This is a genomic window from Kitasatospora sp. NPDC088742 (assembly GCF_055584905.1).
The window spans coordinates 1-23,797 of record NZ_JBVJLD010000083.1; the positions used below are offsets into that span (position 1 = coordinate 1).

At 73.4% G+C, this 23,797-nt stretch carries 19 protein-coding genes; 9 read left to right on the top strand and 10 right to left on the bottom strand.

The features are described from left to right. The first annotated feature begins 129 nt into the window (after positions 1-129). Entirely contained in the window at positions 130-627 is a 498-nt protein-coding gene (locus ACZ6ZR_RS37150; RefSeq protein ID WP_465650211.1) for a hypothetical protein, read from the top strand. A 48-nt stretch (positions 628-675) separates the two neighbouring features. Here ACZ6ZR_RS37150 and ACZ6ZR_RS37155 read toward each other — a convergent pair whose 3' ends face one another. From ACZ6ZR_RS37155 to ACZ6ZR_RS37175, 5 genes are read right to left on the bottom strand one after another with little or no spacing between them, the layout of a single operon-like run. After that, complete coding sequence (locus ACZ6ZR_RS37155) at positions 676-1,986, bottom strand: DUF58 domain-containing protein (RefSeq protein ID WP_465650213.1); 1,311 nt, start codon at positions 1,984-1,986, stop codon at positions 676-678. Positions 1,987-2,013: 27 nt separating this feature from the next. Further along, the gene (locus ACZ6ZR_RS37160; protein ID WP_465650245.1) at positions 2,014-2,997 is read right to left on the bottom strand and encodes an AAA family ATPase; all 984 of its coding nucleotides are present in this window, start codon (positions 2,995-2,997) and stop codon (positions 2,014-2,016) included. A gap of 53 nt (positions 2,998-3,050) precedes the next feature. Continuing rightward, positions 3,051-4,328 carry a DUF4350 domain-containing protein gene (locus ACZ6ZR_RS37165; RefSeq protein ID WP_465650215.1) on the bottom strand — a complete coding sequence of 426 codons (1,278 nt, stop codon included), beginning with the start codon at positions 4,326-4,328 and terminating at the stop codon, positions 3,051-3,053. Continuing rightward, entirely contained in the window at positions 4,325-4,984 is a 660-nt protein-coding gene (locus ACZ6ZR_RS37170; RefSeq protein WP_465650217.1) for a DUF4129 domain-containing protein, read from the bottom strand. Before ACZ6ZR_RS37170 ends, ACZ6ZR_RS37165 begins: the two co-directional genes overlap by 4 nt. Continuing rightward, positions 4,984-6,237: a DUF7847 domain-containing protein gene (locus tag ACZ6ZR_RS37175; protein ID WP_465650219.1), complete on the bottom strand. Its 1,254-nt coding sequence runs from the start codon at positions 6,235-6,237 to the stop codon at positions 4,984-4,986. The genes ACZ6ZR_RS37170 and ACZ6ZR_RS37175 overlap by 1 nt, the downstream gene beginning before the upstream one ends. A 205-nt stretch (positions 6,238-6,442) precedes the next feature. On the opposite strand from ACZ6ZR_RS37175, the gene mtrA reads away from it, so the two are divergent. Genes mtrA through ACZ6ZR_RS37190 form a run of 3 tightly spaced genes read left to right on the top strand, consistent with a single transcriptional unit; the run spans position 6,443 to position 11,085 of the window. Beyond that, entirely contained in the window at positions 6,443-7,120 is a 678-nt protein-coding gene (gene mtrA, locus ACZ6ZR_RS37180; RefSeq protein ID WP_104816374.1) for an MtrAB system response regulator MtrA, read from the top strand. 1 nt (position 7,121) lies between these two features. Beyond that, complete coding sequence (mtrB, locus tag ACZ6ZR_RS37185; RefSeq protein ID WP_465650221.1) at positions 7,122-9,245, top strand: MtrAB system histidine kinase MtrB; 2,124 nt, start codon at positions 7,122-7,124, stop codon at positions 9,243-9,245. After that, positions 9,223-11,085, top strand: a complete 1,863-nt coding sequence (locus ACZ6ZR_RS37190; RefSeq protein WP_465650223.1) for an LpqB family beta-propeller domain-containing protein — start codon at positions 9,223-9,225, stop codon at positions 11,083-11,085. Before mtrB ends, ACZ6ZR_RS37190 begins: the two co-directional genes overlap by 23 nt. On the opposite strand, the gene ACZ6ZR_RS37195 is transcribed toward ACZ6ZR_RS37190, so the two are convergent. Next, positions 11,073-11,771 carry a ComF family protein gene (locus ACZ6ZR_RS37195; RefSeq protein WP_465650225.1) on the bottom strand — a complete coding sequence of 233 codons (699 nt, stop codon included), beginning with the start codon at positions 11,769-11,771 and terminating at the stop codon, positions 11,073-11,075. The genes ACZ6ZR_RS37190 and ACZ6ZR_RS37195 overlap by 13 nt on opposite strands. A 328-nt stretch (positions 11,772-12,099) precedes the next feature. Between ACZ6ZR_RS37195 and hpf the strand changes: the two genes are divergently transcribed. Beyond that, positions 12,100-12,795, top strand: coding sequence for a ribosome hibernation-promoting factor, HPF/YfiA family (hpf, locus tag ACZ6ZR_RS37200; RefSeq protein WP_465650227.1), 696 nt, complete (start codon positions 12,100-12,102; stop codon positions 12,793-12,795). Positions 12,796-12,939: 144 nt separating this feature from the next. Next, on the top strand, positions 12,940-13,668 hold the full coding sequence (locus ACZ6ZR_RS37205; RefSeq protein ID WP_465650229.1) for a response regulator: 729 nt from the start codon (positions 12,940-12,942) through the stop codon (positions 13,666-13,668). A 27-nt stretch (positions 13,669-13,695) separates the two neighbouring features. Here the strand turns inward: ACZ6ZR_RS37205 and ACZ6ZR_RS37210 are convergent, their stop codons facing one another. Together ACZ6ZR_RS37210 and ACZ6ZR_RS37215 are read right to left on the bottom strand one after the other, a co-directional pair. Continuing rightward, positions 13,696-15,471 carry a flavin monoamine oxidase family protein gene (locus ACZ6ZR_RS37210; protein WP_465650231.1) on the bottom strand — a complete coding sequence of 592 codons (1,776 nt, stop codon included), beginning with the start codon at positions 15,469-15,471 and terminating at the stop codon, positions 13,696-13,698. A gap of 82 nt (positions 15,472-15,553) precedes the next feature. After that, entirely contained in the window at positions 15,554-16,744 is a 1,191-nt protein-coding gene (locus ACZ6ZR_RS37215) for a winged helix-turn-helix domain-containing protein (RefSeq protein ID WP_465650233.1), read from the bottom strand. Positions 16,745-17,015: 271 nt separating this feature from the next. On the opposite strand from ACZ6ZR_RS37215, the gene secA reads away from it, so the two are divergent. Further along, the gene (gene secA, locus ACZ6ZR_RS37220; protein WP_465650235.1) at positions 17,016-19,775 is read left to right on the top strand and encodes a preprotein translocase subunit SecA; all 2,760 of its coding nucleotides are present in this window, start codon (positions 17,016-17,018) and stop codon (positions 19,773-19,775) included. A gap of 174 nt (positions 19,776-19,949) precedes the next feature. On the opposite strand, the gene ACZ6ZR_RS37225 is transcribed toward secA, so the two are convergent. After that, positions 19,950-20,420 carry an Rv3235 family protein gene (locus ACZ6ZR_RS37225; protein ID WP_465650237.1) on the bottom strand — a complete coding sequence of 157 codons (471 nt, stop codon included), beginning with the start codon at positions 20,418-20,420 and terminating at the stop codon, positions 19,950-19,952. 251 nt (positions 20,421-20,671) lie between these two features. Between ACZ6ZR_RS37225 and ACZ6ZR_RS37230 the strand changes: the two genes are divergently transcribed. After that, complete coding sequence (locus ACZ6ZR_RS37230) at positions 20,672-21,673, top strand: patatin-like phospholipase family protein (RefSeq protein WP_465650239.1); 1,002 nt, start codon at positions 20,672-20,674, stop codon at positions 21,671-21,673. 65 nt (positions 21,674-21,738) lie between these two features. After that, positions 21,739-22,248, top strand: coding sequence for a DUF6912 family protein (locus ACZ6ZR_RS37235; RefSeq protein ID WP_465650241.1), 510 nt, complete (start codon positions 21,739-21,741; stop codon positions 22,246-22,248). A 17-nt stretch (positions 22,249-22,265) separates the two neighbouring features. On the opposite strand, the gene ACZ6ZR_RS37240 is transcribed toward ACZ6ZR_RS37235, so the two are convergent. Continuing rightward, positions 22,266-23,483 (bottom strand): PucR family transcriptional regulator, encoded by a 1,218-nt coding sequence (locus ACZ6ZR_RS37240; RefSeq protein WP_465650243.1) that lies wholly within the window; start codon positions 23,481-23,483, stop codon positions 22,266-22,268. Positions 23,484-23,797: the final 314 nt, after the last annotated feature.

A 23,797-nucleotide genomic window follows, 5' to 3' on the forward strand; every position in this document is an offset into this window, starting at 1 on the left:
TGCAGGGGGGACCCTGTGGGAGAGTAGGACGCCGCCGAACAATCTTTCAGAGAAGGCCTCCCGGCTTATGCCGGGGGGCCTTTTCGCATTTCCGGTGCCCTCGGCCGGCTGTTCTGGTTGGATGCCGGCATGATCGCAGGCACCCACCCGGAATCCGGTCTGACGAAGAGCACCTGGAGCGACGCGGACTTCGACGCGATGGGATGGCATGACGTCACCATCCACGGACTCGGTGTGCAGCCAGGCGCCTCCGACGACGAGCTGCCACGCTTGCTGCTCGACATCGACTACATCGTCCGCTGGGTGCATCCGGTCACGCCGGAGACGCACTTCAGCTTCTGGATCGCGCCGTCCACGCTCGCGTTCGACAACGTCTGGGACTTCGAGGGGGACCTCGAGTTCAACTGGATGGCCTTGAGCCTCGACATCGACCACCTGCGACGCTCAACCCCGGAGGACAGTCGCGGCGGCCCCCAGTGGCAGATCGAAGGCCACTCCTTCGAGCTCAAGTTCCGGGCCACGGGCTTCCGCCAGTACCTACGGCAGGCGCCCCGGTATTCGCGGAAGCTCGTCCTCTCACATGGCGAGCGCGGAGGTCTCTCCTTCGCGGAGACCTCGTTCACCTGAGGTCGATTCGGCACACCGGCGGCAGGTGGTCAGGGCTCGAACGCTGCCTCAGAGGCGGCCGGCGGCCTTGAGGGCGAGGTAGGTGTCGGCGAGGGCCGGGGGGAGGGCGGCGGGTGGGGCGTCGAGGACGGTGATGCCGTGGCGGGTGAGGCGGGCGGCGGTGTGGGCGCGGTCGGCGCGGGTCTGTTCGGCGGCTGCGGCGGTGTAGATGTCCTGGACGGTGCCGCGGGTGGTGGCGAGTTCGTCGAGGCGGGGGTCGGCGACGGAGGCCAGGACGACCTCGTGGCGCTTGGTGAGGAGGGGGAGCTGGGGGAGCAGGCCCTCTTCGACGGGGCCCGCGTCGAGGCCGGTGAGGAGGACGATCAGGGAGCGGTGGGGGGCCAGCCGGAGGGTGGCGGAGGTGAGGGCGCGCAGGTCGGTCTGGACCAGGGCGGGCTCGAGGGTGGCCATCGCGTCGGTGAAGGCGGGGAGCACGTCGGAGGACGGGCGGCCGACGACGGTGCGGCGCTTGTGGGAGTCGTGGGCGAGGAGGTCCACCCGGTCGCCGGCCTTGATGGCCAGGGCGGCCAGCAGGAGGGCGGCGTCGAGGGCGGCGTCCAGGCGGGGGGCGTCGCCGACGCGGCCGGCGGAGGTGCGGCCGGTGTCGAGGACGATCAGGACGTGGCGGTCGCGTTCGGGGCGCCAGGTGCGGACGGCCACGGTGTGGCGGCGGGCGCTGGCGCGCCAGTCGATGGAACGGACGTCGTCGCCGGGGAGGTACTCGCGCAGGGAGTCGAACTCGGTGCCCTGACCGCGGGTCAGGATCGAGGTGCGGCCGTCGAGTTCGCGCAGGCGGGCCAGCCGGGAGGGCAGGTGCTTGCGGCTGGCGAACGGGGGGAGGGCGCGGAGCGTCCAGGGCACCAGGTGGGAGCCCTGGCGGGCGGCCAGGCCGAGCGGGCCGTGGGAGCGGACGGTGACCCGGTGGGCGTGGTGGTCGCCGCGGCGGGTGGGGAGCAGCTGGGTGGTGATCCGGCGGCGCTCCCCGGCGGGGATGGTGAGGATGTGCCGGGAGGCCTCGTAGGAGGTGCCGGGGCGCCAGGTGGAGGGCGGCCAGGCGTCGCGCAGGCGGGCCCGCAGGGGGCGCCGGGAGGGGTTGGTGACGGTCAGTTCGACCGTGGCCGGCTCGCCGAGGCGGACGGTGGTGTCGCCGGTGCGGGTGAGCACCAGGGACCGTACCGGGGCCGCCAGGGCGAGGTCGGCGAGGACGGCGAGCAGGAGCGGGCCCGTGACCGCGCCGATCCCGGCCCAGGAGGGCAGCAGGAGGCCCACGACCAGCGCGCCGAGCGCGGCGATGAGGGCGGTGCGGCCGGTCAGGGCCATGGGTGACGCTCCTTCAGGCAGTACGGGTCAGCGCGGGGCCGGGGTCTGGGCCAGGACGGCCTGGATGACGGAGTCGGCGGTGACGCCCTCCATCTCGGCCTCGGCCCGGAGCTGGACCCGGTGGCGCAGGGTGGGCAGGGCGAGGGCCTTGACGTCGTCGGGGGAGACGTAGTCGCGGCCGGCCAGCCAGGCCCAGGCGCGGGAGGCGTTGAGCAGTGCGGTGGCACCGCGCGGGGAGACGCCGATGGAGAGGGACGGGGACTGCCGGGTGGCCCGGCAGAGGTCCACGATGTAGGCCAGCACCTCGGGGGAGACGGTGAGCTTCGCGATCTCGGCGCGGGCGGCGGCGAGGTCGGCGGGGCCGGCCACCGGGCGTACGCCCGCGGCGGCCAGGTTGCGCGGGTCGAAGCCGGAGGCGTGCTTGGCGAGCACCTGGAACTCCTGGTCCCGGGTGGGGAGCGGGAGGATCAGCTTGAGGAGGAAGCGGTCGAGCTGGGCCTCGGGCAGCGGGTAGGTGCCCTCGTACTCGACCGGGTTCTGGGTGGCGGCGACCAGGAAGGGCTGCGGGAGCGCGCGGGGTTCGCCGTCGACGGTGACCTGGTGCTCCTCCATGGCCTCAAGCAGGGCGGCCTGGGTCTTCGGAGGGGTGCGGTTGATCTCGTCGGCCAGCAGCAGGTTGGTGAAGACCGGGCCGGGCTGGAAGGAGAACTCGGCGGTGCGGGCGTCGTAGACCAGGGAGCCGGTGACGTCGCCGGGCATCAGGTCGGGGGTGAACTGGATGCGCTTGGTCTCCAGGCTGAGCGCGGTGGAGAGGGTGCGGACCAGCAGGGTCTTGGCGACGCCGGGGACGCCCTCCAGCAGCACGTGGCCGCCGCAGAGCAGGGCGACCACCAGGCCGGTGACGGCGGCGTCCTGGCCGACCACGGCCTTGCCGATCTCGGCGCGCAGGGCGGTGAGCGCGGCCCGCGCGTCGGTGGCGGTGGTGGCGGTGGTGGCAGCGGTGGCTGACACGGCGTCACCGTCCTCGGGGGTCGGCTTGCTGAGGGAGGTGGTGGCCTGCTCGGTCACGGCTGTCGTACCTGCCTTTCCAGGGCGTCGAGGGCGTCGGTCAGCCGCAGCAGGGCGGCGTCGTCGGTGGGTGCGTCGCCGTACAGCAGCGCGTGGAGGTCGGCGGCGGGGCGGCCGAGGCGGTCGGCCAGGGCGGTGCAGAGGGCGGTCGGGTCGGGTTCCCCGGTGTGCAGGGGGATGCCGAGGGCGGGGGCGGTGCGGTGGCGGGTGGCGCGGCGCAGGGCGTCGGCGGCCCGGCCGCGGGCCTTGGCGCGCTGGTAGAGCCTGGCCCGGCCCTCGGTGGTCTCGGCGGCCCGGACGACGACCGGCAGCTGCTCGGTGACCACCGGGCCGAGCCGGCGGGCCCGCCAGAGGGCGGCCAGGGCGGCGGCGACGGCGAGTTGGAGGGCGGCCCAGTTCCAGCCGGCCGGGATGTGGTCGGTGAGGCTCTTGGGCTGTTCGGCCTGGGCGCCGGAGTAGTCGGGGAGGTACCAGACCAGGTGGTGGCGGGAGCCGAGCAGGCCGAGGGCGAGCGAGGCGTTGCCCTGTTCGGCGAGCCGCTCGTTGGTGAGGAAGCGGCCGCTGCCGAGCACCACGGTCTCGCGGGAGCCGGGGTCGGTGTGCCGGACCAGCGAGGGGCGGCCGTTGACGGGGTAGCAGCCGGTGTCGCCGGGGCCGGGACGGTAGAGGCGGCCGCCGAGCTCCGCGGCGCCGGCCCGGGTGGCCTCGGGGAGGGCGCAACCGGGGGCGGTGGTGGTGGACTTGGCGAGGTACGGGGCGCCGGAAGCCTCGGTGGCCTCGGTGGTGCCGGGGAGGAGCTCGGCCAGGGCGTCGGTGTCCGGGCCGATCAGCACCAGGCGGCTGTCGCTGCCGCGGTCGCGGGCGGCGAGCGGGCCGAGCTGACTGGCCGTCAGCGGGACGGTGAACGGCAGCACCACGGTGGTGCCGGGCGCGGCCAGGGCGTCGGAGAGCTCGTCCTGGGTGCCGGCGGTGCGGACGTCGACGCCGCGCTGTTCGAGCAGGCGGACCACGGCGCGGGTGCCGTGCGGGTCGGGGTCGCGCGGGTGGAGCGGGGGGTACTCGCGGTGGTTGTCCAGGCCGGTGAGGAGCAGGGCGCCGACCAGGACGACGGCGGTGCCGAGCAGGAACCAGCGGCCGCGGCGCCAGATCCGGCCCCAGCCGGGGAAGACCCGGACGGCGGTGGCGGCGGGCGGCGCCTCGGCGGGCCGGGTCCCGGTCGGCGGGGCTTCGGCCGACGGTGCGTCAGGGGCCGGTGCGGTGGTGTCGGTGCTCACGTGGTGCTCCCGGCGAGGGTCGGCCGGCTGCCGGTGACGGCCCGGTCGAGGTCGAGCAGGGCCTGGTAGGCGGCCGCGTCGGCGGTGTGCTCGCCGTAGACCACGTCGTCGAAGGTGCGGGCGGCCCGGCGGAGCGCCTCGGCGTGCTCGGGGAGCACCCGGCCGGCCTCGGCGGCGGCCTCGTCGGCGGTCCGGCCCGGGCGGACGTCGAGCAGCGTACGCTCCTCCAACCCGCGTATCAGGGCGCGCAGTTGGTCGCGTACGGCCTCGGCCCAGGCGCCCGCCGCGGCGTGTGCGGCGGCGGTCGCGCGGTGCTCGTCGGCGGTGGCCGGGCGGTCGCTGCCGAACAGGGCGGCGGCGCTGCGGACGGCCCGGCGCGGGGCGCCGAGGCGCCACCACAGCAGGGCGGCCAGGACGGCCAGGACGAGCAGGAAGAGCACCACGGTGGTGATGCCGTGGGTGGCGATGCCGACCGCGCCGAAGGCCTTGTCGAGCTGCTCGGACACCCAGTTCCAGATCCGCTGCATCAGGCTCGGATCGTGGTGGTGGTACGCCGGGTCGAGCCGTTCGATCCGGGCGGCGTCCCGGGCCGCGTCACGCTCCTCGGTGACCGGGACGCCGACGGCGAGCGGGGCCCACTCCCCCCAGTTGGGCATCAGCTTCCCTGCGGTCCGGTCTGGTCGGGGGCGGTGGCGGCGGCCGGGGCGGCGTCCGAGGGCTGGTCGGCGGACGTGCTCGCGGCGCGGGCCAGCTCGATGTCCAGGCCCTCGCGGCGGATCCGGCGGTCGACGTAGAGCAGCACGTTGATCGCGGCGACCAGCGGGATGGTGATGCAGGAGGCCAGGATGGCGCCGACCGAGAGGACCAGGATCAGCGACGGCGGGGTGGTGGCGCCGAGCAGGCCGAAGTCCGAGTTCGGGGTGAACTTGTCCTCGCCGAGCACGGCCATGCCGATGACGGTGAACGGCAGCACGAAGACGGCGGCGATCAGCCCGGCGATGAACTGGCCGAGCACGGTGATGCCGAAGGTGCGCCACCAGGCGCCCTTGACGAGGCGTCGGGAGCGGGAGAGGGCGGTGAAGACGCCCTGCTTCTCCAGCATCAGGGCCGGGGCGGCCATGCTGAGCTGGACCATCACCCAGACCATCACCCCGAGCCCGGCGAGCAGCGGCAGCACGGCGAGGCCGATCAGCGCGTCGTCGGCCTCGGCGATGCCGAGCAGGAGGATCGGCGCCACCGCGACCAGCCCGATGCCGAGCATGATCAGGGTGGTCGTCACGGTGAGCCCGAAGAGCTTGAGCAGCTGCGGACGGGCGGCGGCCCAGGCGGTGCCGAGGGTGGCGCGCTGCCCGAGGATCGCCTTGCTGACCACCATGGTGAGCAGGCCGCTGGCGATGATGCCGAGCAGCATCGCGAACAGGTAGCCGGCGATCGACAGGATCGCCGGGCCGATCGCGTCCGGCTGCTCGTAGCTCCACCACTGGGCGCCGGCGGTGAGCGCCTGCTCGGCGACCGCGACGCCGAGGGAGAGGCCGACGGTGGAGCGCCAGTAGCGGCGCACGGTGGTGAAGGCGCCGTCCAGCAGCTCGCCGACCGAGAGCGGGCGGAGCGGGATGACACCGGGCTTCGGGCTCGGCGGCTGCCCCCAGCCCGGGGCGCCGCCCCACTGCTGCCCGCCGCCCCAGCCGGGCTGCGGGCCGTACGGCGGAGGCTGCTGGCCCCAGCCGGGCTGCTGCCCGTAGGGGGGCTGCTGGCCGCCGTACGCACCGGCGTACGGGCCCGGCGCGGGGCCGGCCTGCGGCGGGATCGGCGGGGTGCCGGGGGTGGGAGGGGGAGCGTCCGACGTCCCGGCGTCCTCTCGGGGCGGCTCGGGTGAGCCGGGCGAGGCCCAGCCCGGAGTGTCGGTCATCACTGCTCCCGTGGAATCGGTACTCTGTGGCGCCCATCGTGCCATGGCACCGTTCGGCGCTCGCAGGGATATCCCGGCCCGTTCCGCGGCCCGGTCCGGGCGGGGGGCGAACTCTGCGACGATATGACTGACTTGGCGGGCGGAAGCACGCCACATTGGCACGGCTGTGCGGCAGGTCACAATCCGGTAATGAGAGGATGTACGCATGAAGGGACGTGTCCTCGTCGTCGATGACGACACCGCACTGGCCGAGATGTTGGGCATCGTGCTTCGTGGTGAGGGTTTTGAGCCGTTTTTCGTCGCGGACGGGGACAAGGCGCTAGCCGCGTTCCGTGAGACCAAGCCAGATCTGGTCCTCCTCGATCTGATGCTGCCCGGGCGGGACGGGATCGACGTGTGCCGTCAGATCCGCTCCGAGTCCGGCGTGCCGATCGTGATGCTCACCGCGAAGACCGACACGGTCGACATCGTGGTGGGCCTGGAGTCCGGCGCCGACGACTACGTCGTCAAGCCGTTCAAGCCGAAGGAGTTGGTGGCCCGCGTGCGGGCCCGGCTGCGCCGTGCCGAGGAGCCGACTCCGGAGCAGCTGACCATCGGTGACCTGGTGATCGACGTGGCCGGTCACTCCGTGAAGCGGGAGGGCCGGGGCATCCCGCTGACCCCGCTGGAGTTCGACCTGCTGGTCGCGCTGGCCCGCAAGCCCTGGCAGGTGTTCACCCGCGAGGTGCTGCTGGAGCAGGTCTGGGGCTACCGGCACGCCGCCGACACCCGTCTGGTGAACGTGCACGTGCAGCGCCTGCGCTCGAAGATCGAGAAGGATCCCGAGCGTCCGGAGATCGTGGTCACCGTCCGCGGCGTCGGCTACAAGGCCGGGCCCAGCTGACGTGACGCGGCAAGCTGACGACTCCCCGTCGGGCACCACCGCCGACGGGGAGTCCACCGTTCGCGGGGACGTGCTGAGCTCCACCACCACCGGGGGCCGCCGCCCCCGGCGCGGTCCGGTGGCACTCTTCGCGCTGGTGGCCCGTCAGTTCCGGCGTCCCTTCAACCGGGTGGTGGCGCTGTACCGGCGCTCGATCCAGGTCCGGGTGGTGGCCGCGACCCTGCTGATCTCGCTCGCCGTGGTGCTGGTGCTGGGCGTGGTGGTGGTCGCCCAGGTCCGCACGGTGCTGCTGGACGCGAAGAAGCACTCGGCGCAGAACCAGGCCCGGGGCGGCTTCGAGATCGAGCAGGACAAGATCAACGAGGCGGTCAACCTCCAGGCCAAGGTCGGGGCCAGCAACGACCCGACCCGGGTGGAGACCAGCACCTGGCTGATCAAGCAGGTCTCCGACCTGGCCACCGGCGGCAGCGGGGTCTACTCGGTGATCGCCCTGCAGCCCTCGGGCGACGCGGGGGCCAGCGCCTCCAGCGCGGCGCTGCGCGGCTCGTACGGCTCGGGCGAGATCACGCCGGCCTCCATCTCGCCGGAACTCCGCGCCGAGGTCGGCGCGAAGGACGGCGTGATGTTCGAGCAGACCACCGAGGTCCAGCGGGTGACCAGCGCCGGGGCGCCGGCCAAGCAGGAGCCGGGCCTGGTCATCGGCCAGCAGTTCACCGGCCCCTACCAGGAGAGGTACCAGCTCTACTACGTCTTCTCGTTCGCCCAGGAGACCAGCTCGCTCGGGCAGGTCACCGGCACGCTGGCGACCGCCGGGGTGTTCGTGGTGATGCTGCTGGGCGGCATCGCCTGGCTGGTGGTCCGTCAGGTGGTCACCCCGGTGCGGATGGTGGCGGGGATCTCCGAGCGGCTGGCCGCCGGGCACCTGGAAGAGCGGATGAAGGTCACCGGCTCGGACGACATCGCCCGGCTGGGCGAGTCCTTCAACCGGATGGCCAACGCGCTGCAGGCGCAGATCCGGCAGCTGGAGGAGCTCTCCCGGGTGCAGCGGCGGTTCGTCTCGGACGTCTCGCACGAGCTGCGCACCCCGCTGACCACCGTGCGGATGGCGGCGGACCTGATCTACGACAGCCGGGACGACCTGGACCCGATGGCGGCCCGCTCGGCGGAGCTGCTCCAGGGGCAGCTGGACCGCTTCGAGTCGCTGCTCGCCGACCTGCTGGAGATCAGCCGGTTCGACGCGGGCGCGGCGATCCTGGACGCCGAGCCGGTGGACCTGCGGGACATCGTCGGCCGGGTGGTCGAGGCGGCCGACCCGCTGGCGCAGGCCAAGGGCAGCGCGGTGGTCATCCGGGGCGGCGAGGAGCCGGTGGTCGCCGAGGTGGACTCCCGGCGGATCGAGCGCATCCTGCGCAACCTGGTGGTCAACGCGCTGGAGCACGGCGAGGGCCGGGACGTGGTGATCCGGCTCGGTTCGGCCGAGGGCGCGGTCGCGGTCGGCGTCCGGGACTACGGCATCGGGCTCAAGCCCGGCGAGGCCTCCCGGGTGTTCCACCGCTTCTGGCGGGCCGACCCGTCCCGGGTGCGGACCACCGGCGGTACGGGCCTCGGCCTGTCGATCGCGGTGGAGGACGCGCACCTGCACGGCGGCTGGCTGCAGGCCTGGGGCGAGCCGGGCGGCGGTTCGCACTTCCGGCTGACCCTGCCGCGCACCCGCGGCGGCGAGATCAACCGGGCTCCGTTCCGGCTGGAGCCGGAGGATTCCCGGCACAACCGGGGTCTGGCCAGCGCGGGCCCGTACCGGCGGGCCAGGCCGGCCGGGGCGACCGCGATCAGCTCGGCCGGGCCGGTCCAGGAGAGCCCGGAGACGCCGGAGAGCCAGCCGGCCGGGTTCGGCCCGGGGTTGGGCGGTGTGCTGAGCATCGGCCCGGGGCTGGGCAAGGCGCCCTCCGCCCCGGTCGCCGACCCCTCGGACGTCCGGGCCGGTGCGGCGGGGTACGGTGCGACCGGCGCACACGTGGTGGTGGACCGGTCGGCCGGCAGGCCGGCCGGGGCGCCGGCGGCCGGCGCGGCCGACGGGGAGAGCGACTCGGAGGGGGAGCGGCGTGCGGAGGACGGACAGGGCTGACCGGCGGGTGGGCCGCGCGCTCGGTGCGCTGCTCGCCCCGTTGCTCGTCGCGGGCTGCGTGTCGATGCCCACCGACGGGCCGCCGGAGCGGGTCGGAGGCCCCGTCACCCCCGCGCCGGAGAACCTCCAGGTCCGGGTCTACCCGGTGGCCCCGCACCCCGGGGACGACCCGGGCAGGCTGCTCTCCGGCTTCCTGGACGCGGCCAACGCGGACGACGCCGACTACACCACCGCGTTCCAGTACCTGACGGTCGCGGCGGCCCGCACGTGGCAGCCGGAGGAGAAGGTGGTGGTGCTGGAGTCGATGCCGACCCCGCGCATGGTGGCCGCCGACGCCCGCACGGCCGAGGAGGTCGGCACCACCGAGGTCGAGATCAAGGGCCGTCAGATAGCCGTCCTGGACCGGCAGCGCACGTACACGCCGGAGGAGAACAGGGGGTACGTCGGCCGGTTCAAGCTGGTCCGGGAGACCGAGGGCAAGAACAAGGGCGAGTGGCGGATCGACGGCCTGCCGCCCGGCCTGATCACCGACCAGACCAAGTTCAAGAACGGCTACCGCTCGGTCCACCGCTACTACCCGACCGTGCCGGACCCCTCGTCCGAGCAGGACCAGCGGCCGGTGCTGGTGCCGGACCCGATCTACCTGCGCAGCCGGATCGACCCGCTGACCGCCGCCGCCAAGGCACTGCTCGCGGGCCCCTCGCGGTGGCTGGCGCCCGCGGTCCAGGCGGACTTCGACGGGACGGTGCAGCTGGTCGGGGCGGTCACCGCGACCGACGGCGGGCCCGCCACCGTGCGGGTGAAGGGGCGGGACTTCGCCGTGCAGGCGGAGCTCTGCCGGCGGATGGCCTCGCAGTTCTTCCACACCCTGGCCGAGGCACAGGGCAAGCAGCGGCTGTCCGGACTCAACCTGAACGGGGACAAGGGCGGCTGCCAGGTCAGCGAGGAGAACTCGGCCTACCTGGCCCCGGGGAAGCTGGCGGGCGGTGAGGCCGGTCAGAAGCTGTACTACCTGGACCCGAAGAACGGCCCGCTGATGACCACCTTCGACAACGGCAGCAAGGGCAACGCCGTCCTCGGGGAGCTGGGCAGCAAGGGCACCCCGTTGCAGCCGTCCGCCTTCGCGGTCAGGCGGGACGGCGGGGCCGCGGCGGTGGTCGGGCAGGACGGCCGCGACCTCTACGTGGTCGACCTGACGGACGGGGCCACCCGCGGCCAGCCCGTGCACCAGATCGCCGCGGGCAGGCTGGAGTCGCCCAGCTGGGACGGCTGGAACAACCTCTGGCTGGTGGAGGGCAACGCCCAGGGCGCCACCAAGGTGCTGATGGTGCGCGGCCGGACGGTCGTGGCGGTGAACGTCGAGGGGCTGGCGAACAGCGGGCAGGTCCAGTCGCTGAAGGTCTCCTCGGACGGCAGCCGGATCGCCATGGTGGTGCTGGAGAACGGCCAGCGGACCCTGCGGATCGGCCTGATCCAGCACAGCGGCAGCTCGCTGCGGCCGACGGCCGTGGTGACGGGCCTGCGGCCGGTGACCCCGGCGCTCACCGACGTGGTCTCGGTGGCCTGGGCCGACACGGACCAGCTGCTGGTGCTCGGCAAGGAGTTCGAGAAGCTCCAGCAGCTGCACTACTTCGGCACCGACGGTTCGGTCAGCGCGGACGTGCCGCTCCAGGGCGGCGACTCGATGGCCTCGGTCTCGGCGACCGAGGCGCGCACCGGCGGCAAGGACCTGCCCTCGGTGCTGGCCACCTCCACCGAGCAGATCTACCGCCTGTCGGGCAGTCAGTGGGTCGAACTGGTGCCGGGCCTGAAGAACAGTCAGCTCTCCTACCCGGGGTAGCCCCTGACGCCCCGGCGGGGTGCGGCGGCCACGGTGGCGGCGGCCCGGGGCGGGTGGCCGAGGGCGGCCAGGGCGCGGGCGGCCTCGGCCAGGGAGGCTCCGGTGGTCACCAGGTCGTCCACCAGGACGGCCTGACGGCCCGTCAGCAGGCGGGCGGCGCCCGGGCGGGTGGTGAGGGCGCCGTGCAGGTTGGCGTGGCGCTGGGCGGCCGTCAGACCGGCCTGGTCGGCCACCGCGCGGCGGTGCCGCAGGAGGTGCGCGGCCCGGACGGGGTGGCCCCGGCGGCGCAGCTCGCGGGCGGCGGTCCGGGCCAGCCGCAGGGTCGGGTCGTGGCCGCGGGCGCGGGTGGCGGCCCGGGTGGACGGCACCGGCACCAGCAGGGCCGGGCCGGGGCCGAGCACGGGGCGGACGGCGGCGGCCAGGGCGCGGCCGAGCGGGCCGGCCAGGCGCAGTGCGCCGCGCTCCTTGTGGGCGAGCAGCAGCTGGCGGACCGGGTCGGCGTAGCGGGTGGCGGCGTACACCGGGGGCAGGCCATCGGGGCAGGGGTGCGGGGTGGCCGGGCCGGGGCGGGCGGTGTCCAGGGCGGCGCGGCAGACGGCGCAGAGCGGGGTGCGGCCGGTGCGGCAGCCGGCGCAGCGGGCGGGCAGCAGGAGGTCCGCGAGTTCGAACAGGACGAGGGCGCTCATGGTGGCTCCCGGCGCTCGGGGGGTAGCAAACGGTGGGCCGTCCGGGGCATGTTGTCCAGGTGTTTACCGGTTTTTCACCCGGGTGAGGGTAAACAGGACGGAACAGTCCTCCAGCCGACCGGGGATGGCGAAATCCCGGTGTGGGGTGTTCGATGAGGCTCCAAGGGGTTTCAAGCGCTTCTGGTGGGGAGGAAGTGAGGTGAGGGCCAGTCCCTCCCAGCGCCCCCGGCAGCCCCGGTGGTGATGGTGAAACGGCTGGTCCGGCTGGGTCTCAGTCCGGTCCGGGAACGTTCCGGCCCGGCGTCAGCACAAGGGATCGGAGTTCTGCGTGGACATCGTCGTCAAGGGCCGCAAGACCGAGGTGCCCAAGAGGTTCCGAGAGCACGTGGCCGAGAAGCTGGAGAAGGTCCAGAAGTTCGACGGCAAGGTGATCAGCCTCGACGTCGAGGTGTCCAAGGAACACAACCCGCGCCAGGCCGACCGGTCCGAGCGGGTGGAGATCACGATGCGCACCCGCGGTCCGGTGATCCGGGCCGAGGCCGCCGCCGCCGACCCGTACGCGGCGCTCGACCTGGCCTCCGCGAAGCTGGACGCGCAGCTGCGCAAGTCCGCCGACCGGCGGCGGGTGCACAAGGGCGGCAGCGGTGCCCGTACCCCGATCAGCGTCGCGGAGGCGACGGCGTCGCTGGCGTCGCTCCCCGAGGTGGAGGAGCCCGGCGCCGGGGTCAACGGCTCGGCCCGCAAGACCATGATGGGATCGCTGGAGGTGGAGGGCGACGGACCGCTCGTCGTCCGGGAGAAGACGCACGGCGCCACGCCCATGTCGCTGGACCAGGCGCTGTACGAGATGGAGCTCGTCGGCCACGACTTCTACCTCTTCGTGGAGAAGGACAGCGGCCTGCCGAGCGTGGTGTACCGGCGGCACGGCTACCACTACGGCGTGATCCACCTGGCCACCGACGGCAGCAACGTCGGCCCGGCCAGTGACGCCGGTGGTGCGATCGGCGGTCCGGACGAGGACTGACCCGTAGGAGGCGAAGCGGGTGACCCCCGGTGGCTGCTGCCACCGGGGGTCACCCGTTCCGGGAGGGGCGGCGGCGGAGGGTGATCGGCCGAGGGCGCTTCGTGGAATGATGTGCCGACACTGGCCGGCGGCGGGGAGGGGCGGATGGGGGAGCGATTCGGTCTGACGGGCGGACCGCCGGGGGACGCGGACGGGCCGCCGCACCGGGCCGAGCCGATCCGGGTCCTGGTGGTGGACGACCACGCGCTGTTCCGCCGGGGGCTGGAGATCGTGCTGGCGGACGAGCCCGACATCCGGGTGGTGGGCGAGGCCGGGGACGGCGCGGAGGCCGTGCTCAAGGCGGCCGACCTGCTGCCCGACATCATCTTGATGGACGTACGGATGCCGCGTCGCAGCGGGATCGAGGCGTGCACCGCGATCAAGGACGTGGTGCCCAGTGCCAAGATCATCATGCTGACCATAAGCGACGAGGAGGCCGACCTCTACGAGGCGATCAAGGCGGGGGCCACCGGCTACCTGCTGAAGGAGATCTCCACCGACGAGGTCGCCACCGCGATCCGGGCGGTCGCCGACGGGCAGTCGCAGATCAGCCCGGCGATGGCCTCCAAGCTGCTCACCGAGTTCAAGTCGATGATCCAGCGGCGGCCGGACGAGCGGGAGCTGCTGCCGGCGCCGCGGCTCACCGACCGCGAGCTGGAGGTGCTCAAGCTGGTCGCCACCGGGATGAACAACCGGGAGATCGCCAAGGAGCTCTTCATCTCCGAGAACACCGTGAAGAACCACGTGCGCAACATCCTGGAGAAGCTCCAGCTGCACTCCCGGATGGAGGCCGTGGTCTACGCGATGCGGGAGAAGATCCTGGAGATCGGCTGACCGCCGATCCCCAGGGCTGACCCTCCGTCAGCGGGCCTGCAGCTCCAGGAAGGTGCGCACGGCGGACTCCAGCGCGCCCTCGATCCAGGCGGGCTTCAGGCTGGTGTGCTCGCCCGCGAAGTGCACCCGGCCCTCGGGGCGGCCGGCCGCCGGGTGCAGCTCGTGCAGCTGCCCCGGGGTCGGGATCACCGCCTCGCCCAGGGCGTACCGGGCCCGGGCCCAGGACTGGGTGACGCCCACCCCGGTGAACTCCCGGCGCACCTGCGGGCCGAACAGCCGCTCCAGGTCCTCCAGCGCGAAGGCGTACCGCTCGCCGGGGGTCAGCGAGTCCCAGCGCATCGCGTCGTCGGACCAGGTGTACGAGGCCAGCACCACCCCGCCGGGGGCGCCGCCCGGGGCGTGCGAGGGGAAGTAGGTGAAGCGGCTCGGGCTGTCCGAGACGCAGCCGCCGCCGGTGAAGCCGTTCGCGCCGTCCTCCCAGAAGCGGCGCTTGAACTCCAGCAGCACCTTGGTCGCCGAGTCGTAGTGCAGCTCGGTGACGGCGCGGCGCTTGGGGTAGGACATCAGCGGCTCGATCCGGCAGAACCGCAGGGCGCTGAACGGGATGGTGACCAGGGCGTAGTCGCCCTCGAAGACCTCGGTGCGGCCGTCGGGGGCGCCGTCGCAGGACTCCTCGGTGCCGCTCTCGCCGACCGTCTCGATCCGCACACCGGTGTCGCTCTGGCAGAGCCTGGTCATCCGGCGGCCCATCCGCAGCTCGGCGGCGAGCGGGCCGGCCAGCGCGGTGGTCAGGGTGTCGGTGCCGCCCGCCAGCTCCCAGTAGCGGTTGCTGGGGCTGATCAGGGCGTGGTCGATCAGGCTCGGGACCAGTGAGTAGTGCAGCCGGGAGGTGAGGTTCTCCAGGGTGCCGGCGGCCTGGATCGAGGCCTCGTCCCAACCGGCCTCCTCCTGGAGGAAGCGGCGGGTGGAGTGGTAGCCGTACCGCGAGAAGACCCTGGTCCAGCCGTCGAGGCGCTGCCCGATCTCGCCGTCCGGGACGCTGGCCGGGGCGAAGGCGGCGTGCACGGCCGCGGCGGCGGTGGAGTCGAAGCGGGCGCCGAAGGAACGGTTCACCTCGTGGGGAGAGGCGGCGTAGTCGGCCTTGGTGGTGGTGATGCCGTTCACCGAGAGCAGGGTGCGCGACACCGCGCCGGGCGGCGTGAACGGGAGGTCCGGCCCGTTGCGCCAGACCTCGCCGGTGAACGAGCGGTACGTCACCGGGGGCACGCCGGCGGTGGCCCGGGCCCCCGGGTCGATGTCGGCGTTGAGGAACAGCTGCCGCTGCAGGCCCAGGCTGTCGGCCAGCGCCAGCACCAGCGGGTGGAAGTCGGGCAGCCGCATCGCACCGGCCTCGGCGTACAGCCGATCGTCGCTGAACATCCCCCGGAAGGTCTTCACCCGGCCGCCGACCCGGCTCGCGTTCGCCTCCAGGACCACCACCTCGTGCCCGGCCCGCTTCAGCAGGGTGGCCGCCGTCAGCCCGGCCACGCCCGCGCCGACCACCAGCACCTTCTTGCGGCCGGTGGTGGGCGGGAGCTGACCGTCGATCAGGACCTTGAGGTACTCCAGGGTGAGGTCGGTGCGCTCGTCCGCGCCGACCATCAGCATCTCCCGGGCCAGCCCCCGGCTGATCGTTTCGTCCGCCCCGGCGCGGGCCTTCGACGGGCGGACGGGCGCGGCGGTGGCCGGGCGGGGCGCCAGCCCGACGGCGCCCAGGGCGGCGGCGGCCCCGAGCAGGGTGCGGCGTGTGGCGGTCAGGCCCATGTGTTGCTCCGAATCGGTGGCGTGGACAGACACCAACGGGCAACGGCCGAGGGCCCGGTGGGACACGCCGGTCCCGCCGGGATCACCCGATCAGCTTCTCCAGGGCGGGGCGCAGGCCCTCGTCGGACAACCGCTCCACCCGGACGGCGGTGCAGCCCACCCAGCCGGCCGCCTCGCGCAGCGCGGTGGCCAGCGCCTCCAGGTGGCGCGGCGCGTCCAGCGAGACCTGACGGGCCACCAGGGTCTTCCCCTCCCGGGCCGGGTCGACCCGGCCGACCAGCTGACCGCCCGTCAGCAGCGGCATCGCGAAGTAGCCGTGCACCCGCTTCTCCTTCGGGGTGTACGCCTCCAGCCGGTGCGTCAGGCCGAAGATCCGCTCCGTCCGGGGCCGGTCCCAGATCAGCGAGTCGAAGGGCGACAGCAGGGTGGTGCGGTGCCGCCCGCGCGGCGTGCTCTCCAGCGCCGCCGGGTCGGCCCAGGCCTGGGCACCCCAGCCGGCCACCGTCACCGGCACCAGGCCGGACTCCGGCAGGGCCGCGTCGAAGTGCTTCGCCTTGAGCCGGTAGTAGTCCATCAGGTCGGCCCGGGTCGCGACCCCGAGCGCCGCGCCGGCCCGGGCCACCAGGCGGCGCACGCACTCCGCGTCGGAGGGCTCGTCGGCCAGGTACTCGGCCGGGATCGCCTGCTCGGCCAGCGCGTACACCCGCTTCCAGCTGCGCCGCTCGGTGCAGACCACCTCGCCGAAGGCCAGCGCCCGCTCCACCGCGACCTTGGTGTCCGACCAGTCCCACCACTCCGAGGTGCGCTTGGCGCCGCCCAGCTCGGTGGAGGTCAGCGGGCCCTCCGCGCGCAGCTGGTCCAGCACCTGACGGTACGTCGCGTCCTCGGAGCTGCGGCCCCAGACGTGGCCGTGGGAGCGGTAGGAGCGGCGGCGGAAGCCGAACAGCGGCCACTCCTCCACCGGCAGGACGCAGGCCGCGTGCGACCAGTACTCGAAAGAGGTGCCGCTGCCCCAGTACGCCCCCTCCACCGCCGGGCGGCCGACCGCGCCGAGGCGCGCGTACGGCACCAGTTCGTGCGAGCGGGCCAGCACCGAGATGGTGTCCAGCTGGACCGAGCCGAGGTGCCTGAGCACCCCGAGCACACCGCCCTTGCGGTCGGGCGCGCCGAGCAGGCCCTGGGCGCGCAGCGCGATCCGGCGCGCCTCGTCGGCGGAGAGTTCGAGCACGGGGGCGGGCGCGGCGGCAGGCGTGGCGGCAGGCGTGGCGGTCATGCCGCGCAGGGTAGACGCAGGCACCGACAGCGGTGCCAGCCGCGCCGGGAACCAAGTCATGTCCCGGTGCGTACAACCTGAGCGAGGGACGGATGGTGACCGAAATGTCCGCACCGGAGCGCAATCGGCCGTTGTGCCCCCACGGGTGACACGGGAATACCGTGCTGACGCACCTCCCGGCGCGTTGGCTCCCTCGCATACGATGGCCCGTGCGGTGGGGTCGACCCACCGTGCTGCCGTCCAACGCCGAACAGGCAAGGAGCCCGCCCTAGTGTCCGTCTTCGACAAGATCCTGCGCGCCGGTGAGGGCAAGGTCCTTCGCAAGCTCCAGCGGATTGCTGCCCAGGTCAACTCCATCGAAGAGGACTTCGTCAACCTCAGCGACGAGGACCTGCGGGCACTCACCGACGAGTACAAGCAGCGCCTCGCCGACGGCGAGACCCTGGACGACATCCTCCCCGAGGCCTTCGCCACCGTCCGCGAGGCGGCCAAGCGGGTGCTCGGCCAGCGCCACTACGACGTCCAGCTGATGGGCGGTGCCGCGCTGCACCTCGGCTACGTCGCCGAGATGCGCACCGGCGAGGGCAAGACCCTGGTCGGCACCCTGCCCGCGTACCTGAACGCGCTGACCGGCAAGGGCGTTCACCTGATCACGGTCAACGACTACCTCGCCGAGCGCGACTCGGAGTGGATGGGCCGGGTGCACCGCTTCCTCGGCCTCGAGGTCGGCGTGATCCTGGGCAACATGTCGCCGGCCGAGCGCAAGCGCCAGTACGCGATGGACATCACGTACGGCACCAACAACGAGTTCGGCTTCGACTACCTGCGCGACAACATGGCGTGGTCGCAGGACGAACTGGTGCAGCGCGGCCACAACTTCGCGATCGTCGACGAGGTCGACTCGATCCTGATCGACGAGGCCCGCACCCCGCTGATCATCTCCGGCCCGGCCGACCAGGCGACCAAGTGGTACGCCGACTTCGCCAAGCTGGTGCAGCGCCTCAAGCGCGACCGCGACTACGAGGTCGACGAGAAGAAGCGCACCGTCGGCGTCCTGGAGGAGGGCGTCTCCCGGGTCGAGGACTACCTCGGGATCGACAACCTCTACGAGTCGGTCAACACCCCGCTCGTCGGGTTCCTGAACAACGCCATCAAGGCCAAGGAGCTCTACAAGAACGACAAGGACTACGTCGTCATGAACGGCGAGGTCATGATCGTTGACGAGCACACCGGCCGTATCCTGGCCGGCCGCCGCTACAACGAGGGCATGCACCAGGCGATCGAGGCCAAGGAGGGTGTGGAGGTCCAGAACGAGAACCAGACCCTGGCCACCGTCACCCTGCAGAACTTCTTCCGCCTCTACGAGAAGCTCGGCGGCATGACCGGTACCGCCACCACCGAGGCGGCCGAGTTCCACCAGATCTACAAGCTCGGCGTGGTGCCGATCCCGACCAACAAGAACCCGCTGCGGATCGACCAGCCGGACCTGATCTACAAGTCCGAGCCGGCCAAGTTCGCCGCCGTGGTCGAGGACATCGTCGAGAAGCACGAGAAGGGCCAGCCGATCCTGGTCGGCACCGTCTCGGTCGAGAAGTCCGAGTACCTCTCCCAGGAGCTGCGCAAGCGCGGCGTCCCGCACGAGGTCCTCAACGCCAAGCACCACGAGCGCGAGGCCCAGATCGTCGCCCAGGCGGGCCGCCGCGGCGCCGTCACCGTCGCCACCAACATGGCCGGCCGTGGCACCGACATCATGCTCGGCGGCAACGCGGAGCACCTCGCGGTGGCCGAGCTGGCGCAGCGCGGCATCACCGAGATCGACACCCCGGAGCAGTACGAGGCCGGCTTCCCGGCCGCCCTGGAGAAGGCCAAGGCGGCCGTCAAGGCCGAGCAGGCCGAGGTCCAGGAGCTCGGCGGGCTGTACGTGCTCGGCACCGAGCGGCACGAGTCGCGCCGCATCGACAACCAGCTGCGCGGCCGGTCGGGCCGTCAGGGCGACCCGGGCGAGTCCCGGTTCTACCTGTCGCTGGGCGACGACCTGATGCGGCTGTTCAAGGCCGGCATGGTCGAGCGCGTGCTGGCCATGGCCAACGTGCCGGAGGACGTGCCGATCGAGTCCAAGATGGTCACCCGGGCCATCGCCTCGGCGCAGACCCAGGTCGAGCAGCAGAACTTCGAGATCCGCAAGAACGTCCTCAAGTACGACGAGGTGCTGAACCGTCAGCGCGAGGTCATCTACGGCGAGCGGCGTCGCGTCCTGGAGGGCGAGGACCTGCAGGAGCAGGTCACGCACTTCATGGACGACACCGTGGAGGCGTACGTCACCGCCGCGACCGGCGAGGGCTTCGAGGACGACTGGGACCTCGACAAGCTGTGGGCGGCGCTCAAGCAGCTGTACCCGGTGACGCTCGACCTGGAGGAGCTGGAGGAGGAGGCCGGCGGCCCGGCCGGGCTCACCTCGGACTTCCTGGCGAAGGCGCTGCAGGAGGACATCCAGGCGCAGTACGGGGCCCGTGAGGACGCGCTCGGCGCGGAGATCATGCGGGAGCTGGAGCGTCGGGTCGTGCTGTCGGTCCTGGACCGGCGCTGGCGCGAGCACCTCTACGAGATGGACTACCTCCAGGAGGGCATCGGCCTGCGGGCGATGGCCCAGCGTGACCCGCTGGTCGAGTACCAGCGCGAGGGCTTCGACATGTTCTCCGCGATGATGGAGGGCATCAAGGAGGAGTCGGTCGGCTACCTGTTCAACCTGGAGGTCCAGGTCGAGCAGCAGGTCGAGGAGGTCCCGCTCGCGGACACCGAGGAGACCCTCGCCAAGCTGGAGAAGGACCAGGTCGCGGCCCGTCCGGAGATCAAGGCGAAGGGCCTGGAGGCCCCGAAGCCGCAGCGTCTGCACTACACCGCCCCGTCGGTGGACGGCGACGAGAGCGTCATCGAGGGCGACTTCGAGGACGGCGTCGAGGACGGCGACGGGCTGACCCGGGCGGAGCGCCGCAAGGCCGCCCGCGCGGCGAAGAGCCGCCGCAAGAAGTAACGCCCGGAAGGGCAGCGCCTCAGGGGCGCGAGGAACTGCGCGAAGGGGAACGGCAGCACCTGCAACTGGCTCTCGGAGCTTGAGTTGCAGGTGGGCCGCCTCCCGGAGCGCGCCCGCGCGGCGGAGCCGCGGATCAGCGGGGCCTCGCGCCCCTTGGCGTTGGCCTGCCGCTGCTCAGCGGGCCTCGACGGCGGTGCACTGCCATTGGTCGGTGCGGCGGTGTTGTTCGAGGCGGAAGGCGACCATGTGGTGGCGGGGGCCGAATTCGACGCGGACGCAGACTTCGAGGGCGCGGGGGGTGGGGGCGGAGTCGTAGACGCGGCCGAGGCGGTGGGGGGTGAGGTTGCCGCGGGGGCGGAGGGGGCCGGTGCGGACCAGGGCGGTGAGTTGCTGGTAGCCCGGGAGGGTGGTGTGGCGTTGGAGTTGGCCGGCGGGGCGGTGGCCGGTGAGGACTTCGACGAGGCGGTGGGCGAAGCGGGCGGCGAGCTGGCCGCGTTCGGTGCGGGCGGGCGCGCAGGCGGCGCGGGGGTGACGCGGGGTCAGTTCGCCGACGGGGTGCGGGCGGCGCGGGGTGCGTTCGGGGCGCCGCGGGTTGGGGTGGACCAGGGCTCGGACCCGGGGTGCGGCGGCGGTGGGAGCGGTCATCGGCGGCGCCCTTCGTACGGAGCGGTGCGGGTTCGGGTCCTTGGTACCCGGGGCCCGGGGCGGTGGCAACGGACCGTCGGGAGCGCGCCGCGGTAGTGGGGCGGTGTCACCTATCCGGGTGATCCGCGGTGCGGGGCAAGGGCTCCGGCGGCCGGGGCAGGTGTGCGGGGTTGACCGGCGGGGCGCGGCGGGTGGGCACGAAGGGGGACGTACCGTGGGGGCCGGTCGGTGGAGGGCGGAGGTGGTGCCTGGTGCGGCGGGGCTTGGTGCTCGGTGGTGGCGGGGTGCTGGGAGCGGCCTGGGCGGTGGGTGCGCTGCGGGCGGTGGAGGAGGAGACCGGGTGGCGGCCCGGGGAGGCGGAGGTGATCCTCGGGACCTCGGCCGGCTCGGTGCTGGGGACGCTGCTGGCCGCGGGGGTGGGGACGGCGGAGCTGACGGACCACCAGCGCGGGCTGGAGCTCACCGGGGGGCCGCTGGCGGGGGTGGGTTTCGGGTACGAGGCGGCGTTGGGCGGGGCGCTGCCGCCGCTGCCCCGGCCGGGGTTCGGCTCGCCGGGGCTGCTGCGGGCGACGGTGCGCAACCCGCGGGCGTACCCGTTCCTGACCATGGTGTCGGCGGCCGCGCCGACCGGCCGCGGGTCGGTGGCGCCGGTCGGTGAGCTGGTGCGCGGGCTGGTCGGTGAGGACCGGCCCGCGGGGTGGCCGCTGCGGGTGGTGTCGGTGGACTACGGGACGGGCCGGCGGGTGGTGTTCGGGGATCCGGGCCAACCGGAGGCGGCGGTGGCGGAGGCGGTGATGGCCTCCTGCGCGATCCCGGGGTGGTTCGCGCCGGTGGAGCTGGCCGGGCGGCGGTACGTGGACGGCGGCTGCTGGTCGGCGACCAACGCGGACCTGATGCTCGGCCGTGGCCTGGACGAGGTGTACGTGCTGGCGCCGATGGCGCTGCGGCCGACCTGGCCCGACGGCCGGGACGAGCCCCGGGGCCTGGCGGGCGCGGTGCGGGAGTGGCGGCGGCGGGACCGGCCGCGCGGGGTGCTGGTGCAACTGGTGGGCCGGTACCGGCGGGTGGTGACCCGTCAGCTGTTCCGCGAGGTCCGGGCGCTGCGGGCGGCGGGCGTGCGGGTGCGGGTGCTGGCCCCGACGCTGGAGGACCTGGCTGCGATGGGGCCGAACATGATGGACCCGGTCCGCCGCGCGCTGACCCTGGAGACCGCCCTGCACACCGCGGCGCGGTCCCTGCGGCCCTCGGTCTGAAGCCCGGCGGGGCCCGGGTGCGTATTGTTTGGCTGTCCAGATCGTCCGAGGAACCGGAGCCCACGATGCGCGTGTACGTGCCCACCACCCTGGCCGGACTGGCGGCCGCGCACCCCGGCGGTTCGCTGGACCAGTCGGTGGCGTACGCGGTGACCCCGGCGCTTCGGGAGTGGTACGTCAGCGACGACCTGGAGGAGTTGGAGTACGCCGCGCTGAACCGGGCCGCCCAGGCCGCGCTGCGGCTGCTGGCCGAGGAGCCGGACGCCCCGCGCCGCCGGGTGGTGGTGGCGGTGGACGTCGCCGACTCGGCCGTGGCGCCGTTCCCCGGTGACGAGTACCAGGACCAGGCCTCGCTGGGCCGGATCGTGGTGAAGGGCCCGCTGCCGCTGGCCAAGGCGGCCGCCGTGCACGCGGACGTGGCCGACCAGGACGTGGTGGCCGACGTGACGGCGGCGGTGACGGCGATCGGCGCGGCGGACGGGGGCGACCAGGACGCCCAGTTCACGGTGGACGGCGCCGAGGACCACGAGCTGCTCTGGTTCGCCACCCAGGAGATCCCCGCGCTGCTGGCCTGAGGCCCTGTCAGGACGGTTCAGTGCAGCGGGTCCCGGACCACCTCGGGCAGGCGGAGCACGGCCTGGAGGGCGATGTAGAGCTCGGCCGAGTCCAGCGGGCGTTCGAAGGAGCGCCCGCTGAGCTGCTCGATCCGGCGCAGCCGGTAGCGGATGGTGTTGGGGTGGCAGAACAGGAGCTTGCCGGCCTTGTCGGCGGAGCCGTCCACCGCGAAGTAGGTGGACATGGTGGTGAGCAGCTGCTCGCGCTGGCTCTCCGGCAGGTCCATCAGCGGGCCGAGCACCTGGTGGCCGATCCGGGAGGCGGTGGAGGGGGCGCTGACCACCAGCATCGGCAGCGGGGAGTCGTCGAAGACCGAGACGGTCTCGGACCGGGGGGCAGCGCTGGCCAGGGCGACCTGGGCCAGGTGGAGGGCCTGCGGGGTCTGGTCGAGTCTGGAGTAGCAGGGGCTGACCCCGGCCCGGCGGACCGTCTGGAGCCGTAGCGTCGCGACCAGCTGTTCCATCGCGGTGCCGTCCTGCATGGAGACGATGCCGATGTGGGCGTCGGGGGTGAGCCGCCAGGCGGAGCCCATCTGGTGGTTGCGCAAGGCGGGTTCGATGTCCGGCAGGGCCTGCCGGGCGAGGCCGGGGGCGTGCGCGACCACCACGGCGAAGGTGCCGTCGTAGGGCAGGGTGAGCATGTCGGCGGCCTCCAGGACCCGTCCGGGGTTGCCCATGCCGCCGCGCAGCACCACGTCCACCAGGGCCGAACGCTCCTGGTCCCACTGGACCTTGAGGGCGGCGGTGCGCTCGTTGAAGGCGCCCACCATGGCGCCCACCACCTCGTCGTTGTACCGCCAGACCTCGCTGGCCATGGCGACCAGGTCGGCGCTGCTGGCCACGCCGGTGCGTTCGGCCTCGGAGACCATCCGCTCCCAGAGGCAGCGGAAGCCCAGCCGGTAGGCGGTCTGCACCATGGCCAGCGGCACGCCCTGCTCGGCCCGGCGGCGGCCGGTGACCCGGGGGGCGTCGAGGGTGATCTGTTCACCCGTCAGGCCGCGCAGGGAGTAGGCGAGGTTGTCCCGGACGGCCTCGTGCAGCTGGCCGGCCGGCAGCGGGCCCGCGTGCTGGTAGACCTTCAGCTCCTCGCGGATCCGGCGGACCGTCTCCTCGGTCAGCTCCGGCAGGCCGTCCAGCAGGATCCTGGCCAGCCGCTTGGTCGATTCACCCAGCACCGTGGTCGGTAGAGCGTCCATAGCGGCCAGGGTAGGAAGCGGCGGGCCGGCCGCCCCGGGGCCGGACGCGGCCGGCCCGCCGCGGTCGCACGGTGGGGTGGCGGGACGGAGGGGCGGTCGGCCGTGTGTTCCAAGGGTGAAGCTGCCGTGCGGAGTTGACGTGATGTCAGCCGTACGGCCCGTGGGCGCCCACCGGGAGGGTTCCGGAGCGCTTTGTCGCCACCGACAGAACCGACCTGGCCCCCGCTGTCCGCCCCTACAGGGTTTCGAATCCGCGGATACCGACCCGTCACCGGCGTCGTTCTCAGGGTGCCGGACCGGGACGAGCGGAGGAG

Coding starts and splice junctions, on each gene's coding strand:
- ACZ6ZR_RS37215 (WP_465650233.1), bottom strand. CDS start 16,744: ATGACCGCCACGCCTGCCGCCACGCCTGCCGCCGCGCCCGCCCCCGTG.
- ACZ6ZR_RS37170 (WP_465650217.1), bottom strand. CDS start 4,984: ATGCCCAACTGGGGGGAGTGGGCCCCGCTCGCCGTCGGCGTCCCGGTC.
- mtrA (WP_104816374.1), top strand. CDS start 6,443: ATGAAGGGACGTGTCCTCGTCGTCGATGACGACACCGCACTGGCCGAG.
- ACZ6ZR_RS37210 (WP_465650231.1), bottom strand. CDS start 15,471: ATGGGCCTGACCGCCACACGCCGCACCCTGCTCGGGGCCGCCGCCGCC.
- ACZ6ZR_RS37240 (WP_465650243.1), bottom strand. CDS start 23,483: ATGGACGCTCTACCGACCACGGTGCTGGGTGAATCGACCAAGCGGCTG.
- ACZ6ZR_RS37225 (WP_465650237.1), bottom strand. CDS start 20,420: ATGACCGCTCCCACCGCCGCCGCACCCCGGGTCCGAGCCCTGGTCCAC.
- ACZ6ZR_RS37175 (WP_465650219.1), bottom strand. CDS start 6,237: ATGACCGACACTCCGGGCTGGGCCTCGCCCGGCTCACCCGAGCCGCCC.
- ACZ6ZR_RS37235 (WP_465650241.1), top strand. CDS start 21,739: ATGCGCGTGTACGTGCCCACCACCCTGGCCGGACTGGCGGCCGCGCAC.
- ACZ6ZR_RS37205 (WP_465650229.1), top strand. CDS start 12,940: ATGGGGGAGCGATTCGGTCTGACGGGCGGACCGCCGGGGGACGCGGAC.
- ACZ6ZR_RS37155 (WP_465650213.1), bottom strand. CDS start 1,986: ATGGCCCTGACCGGCCGCACCGCCCTCATCGCCGCGCTCGGCGCGCTG.
- ACZ6ZR_RS37195 (WP_465650225.1), bottom strand. CDS start 11,771: ATGAGCGCCCTCGTCCTGTTCGAACTCGCGGACCTCCTGCTGCCCGCC.
- ACZ6ZR_RS37150 (WP_465650211.1), top strand. CDS start 130: ATGATCGCAGGCACCCACCCGGAATCCGGTCTGACGAAGAGCACCTGG.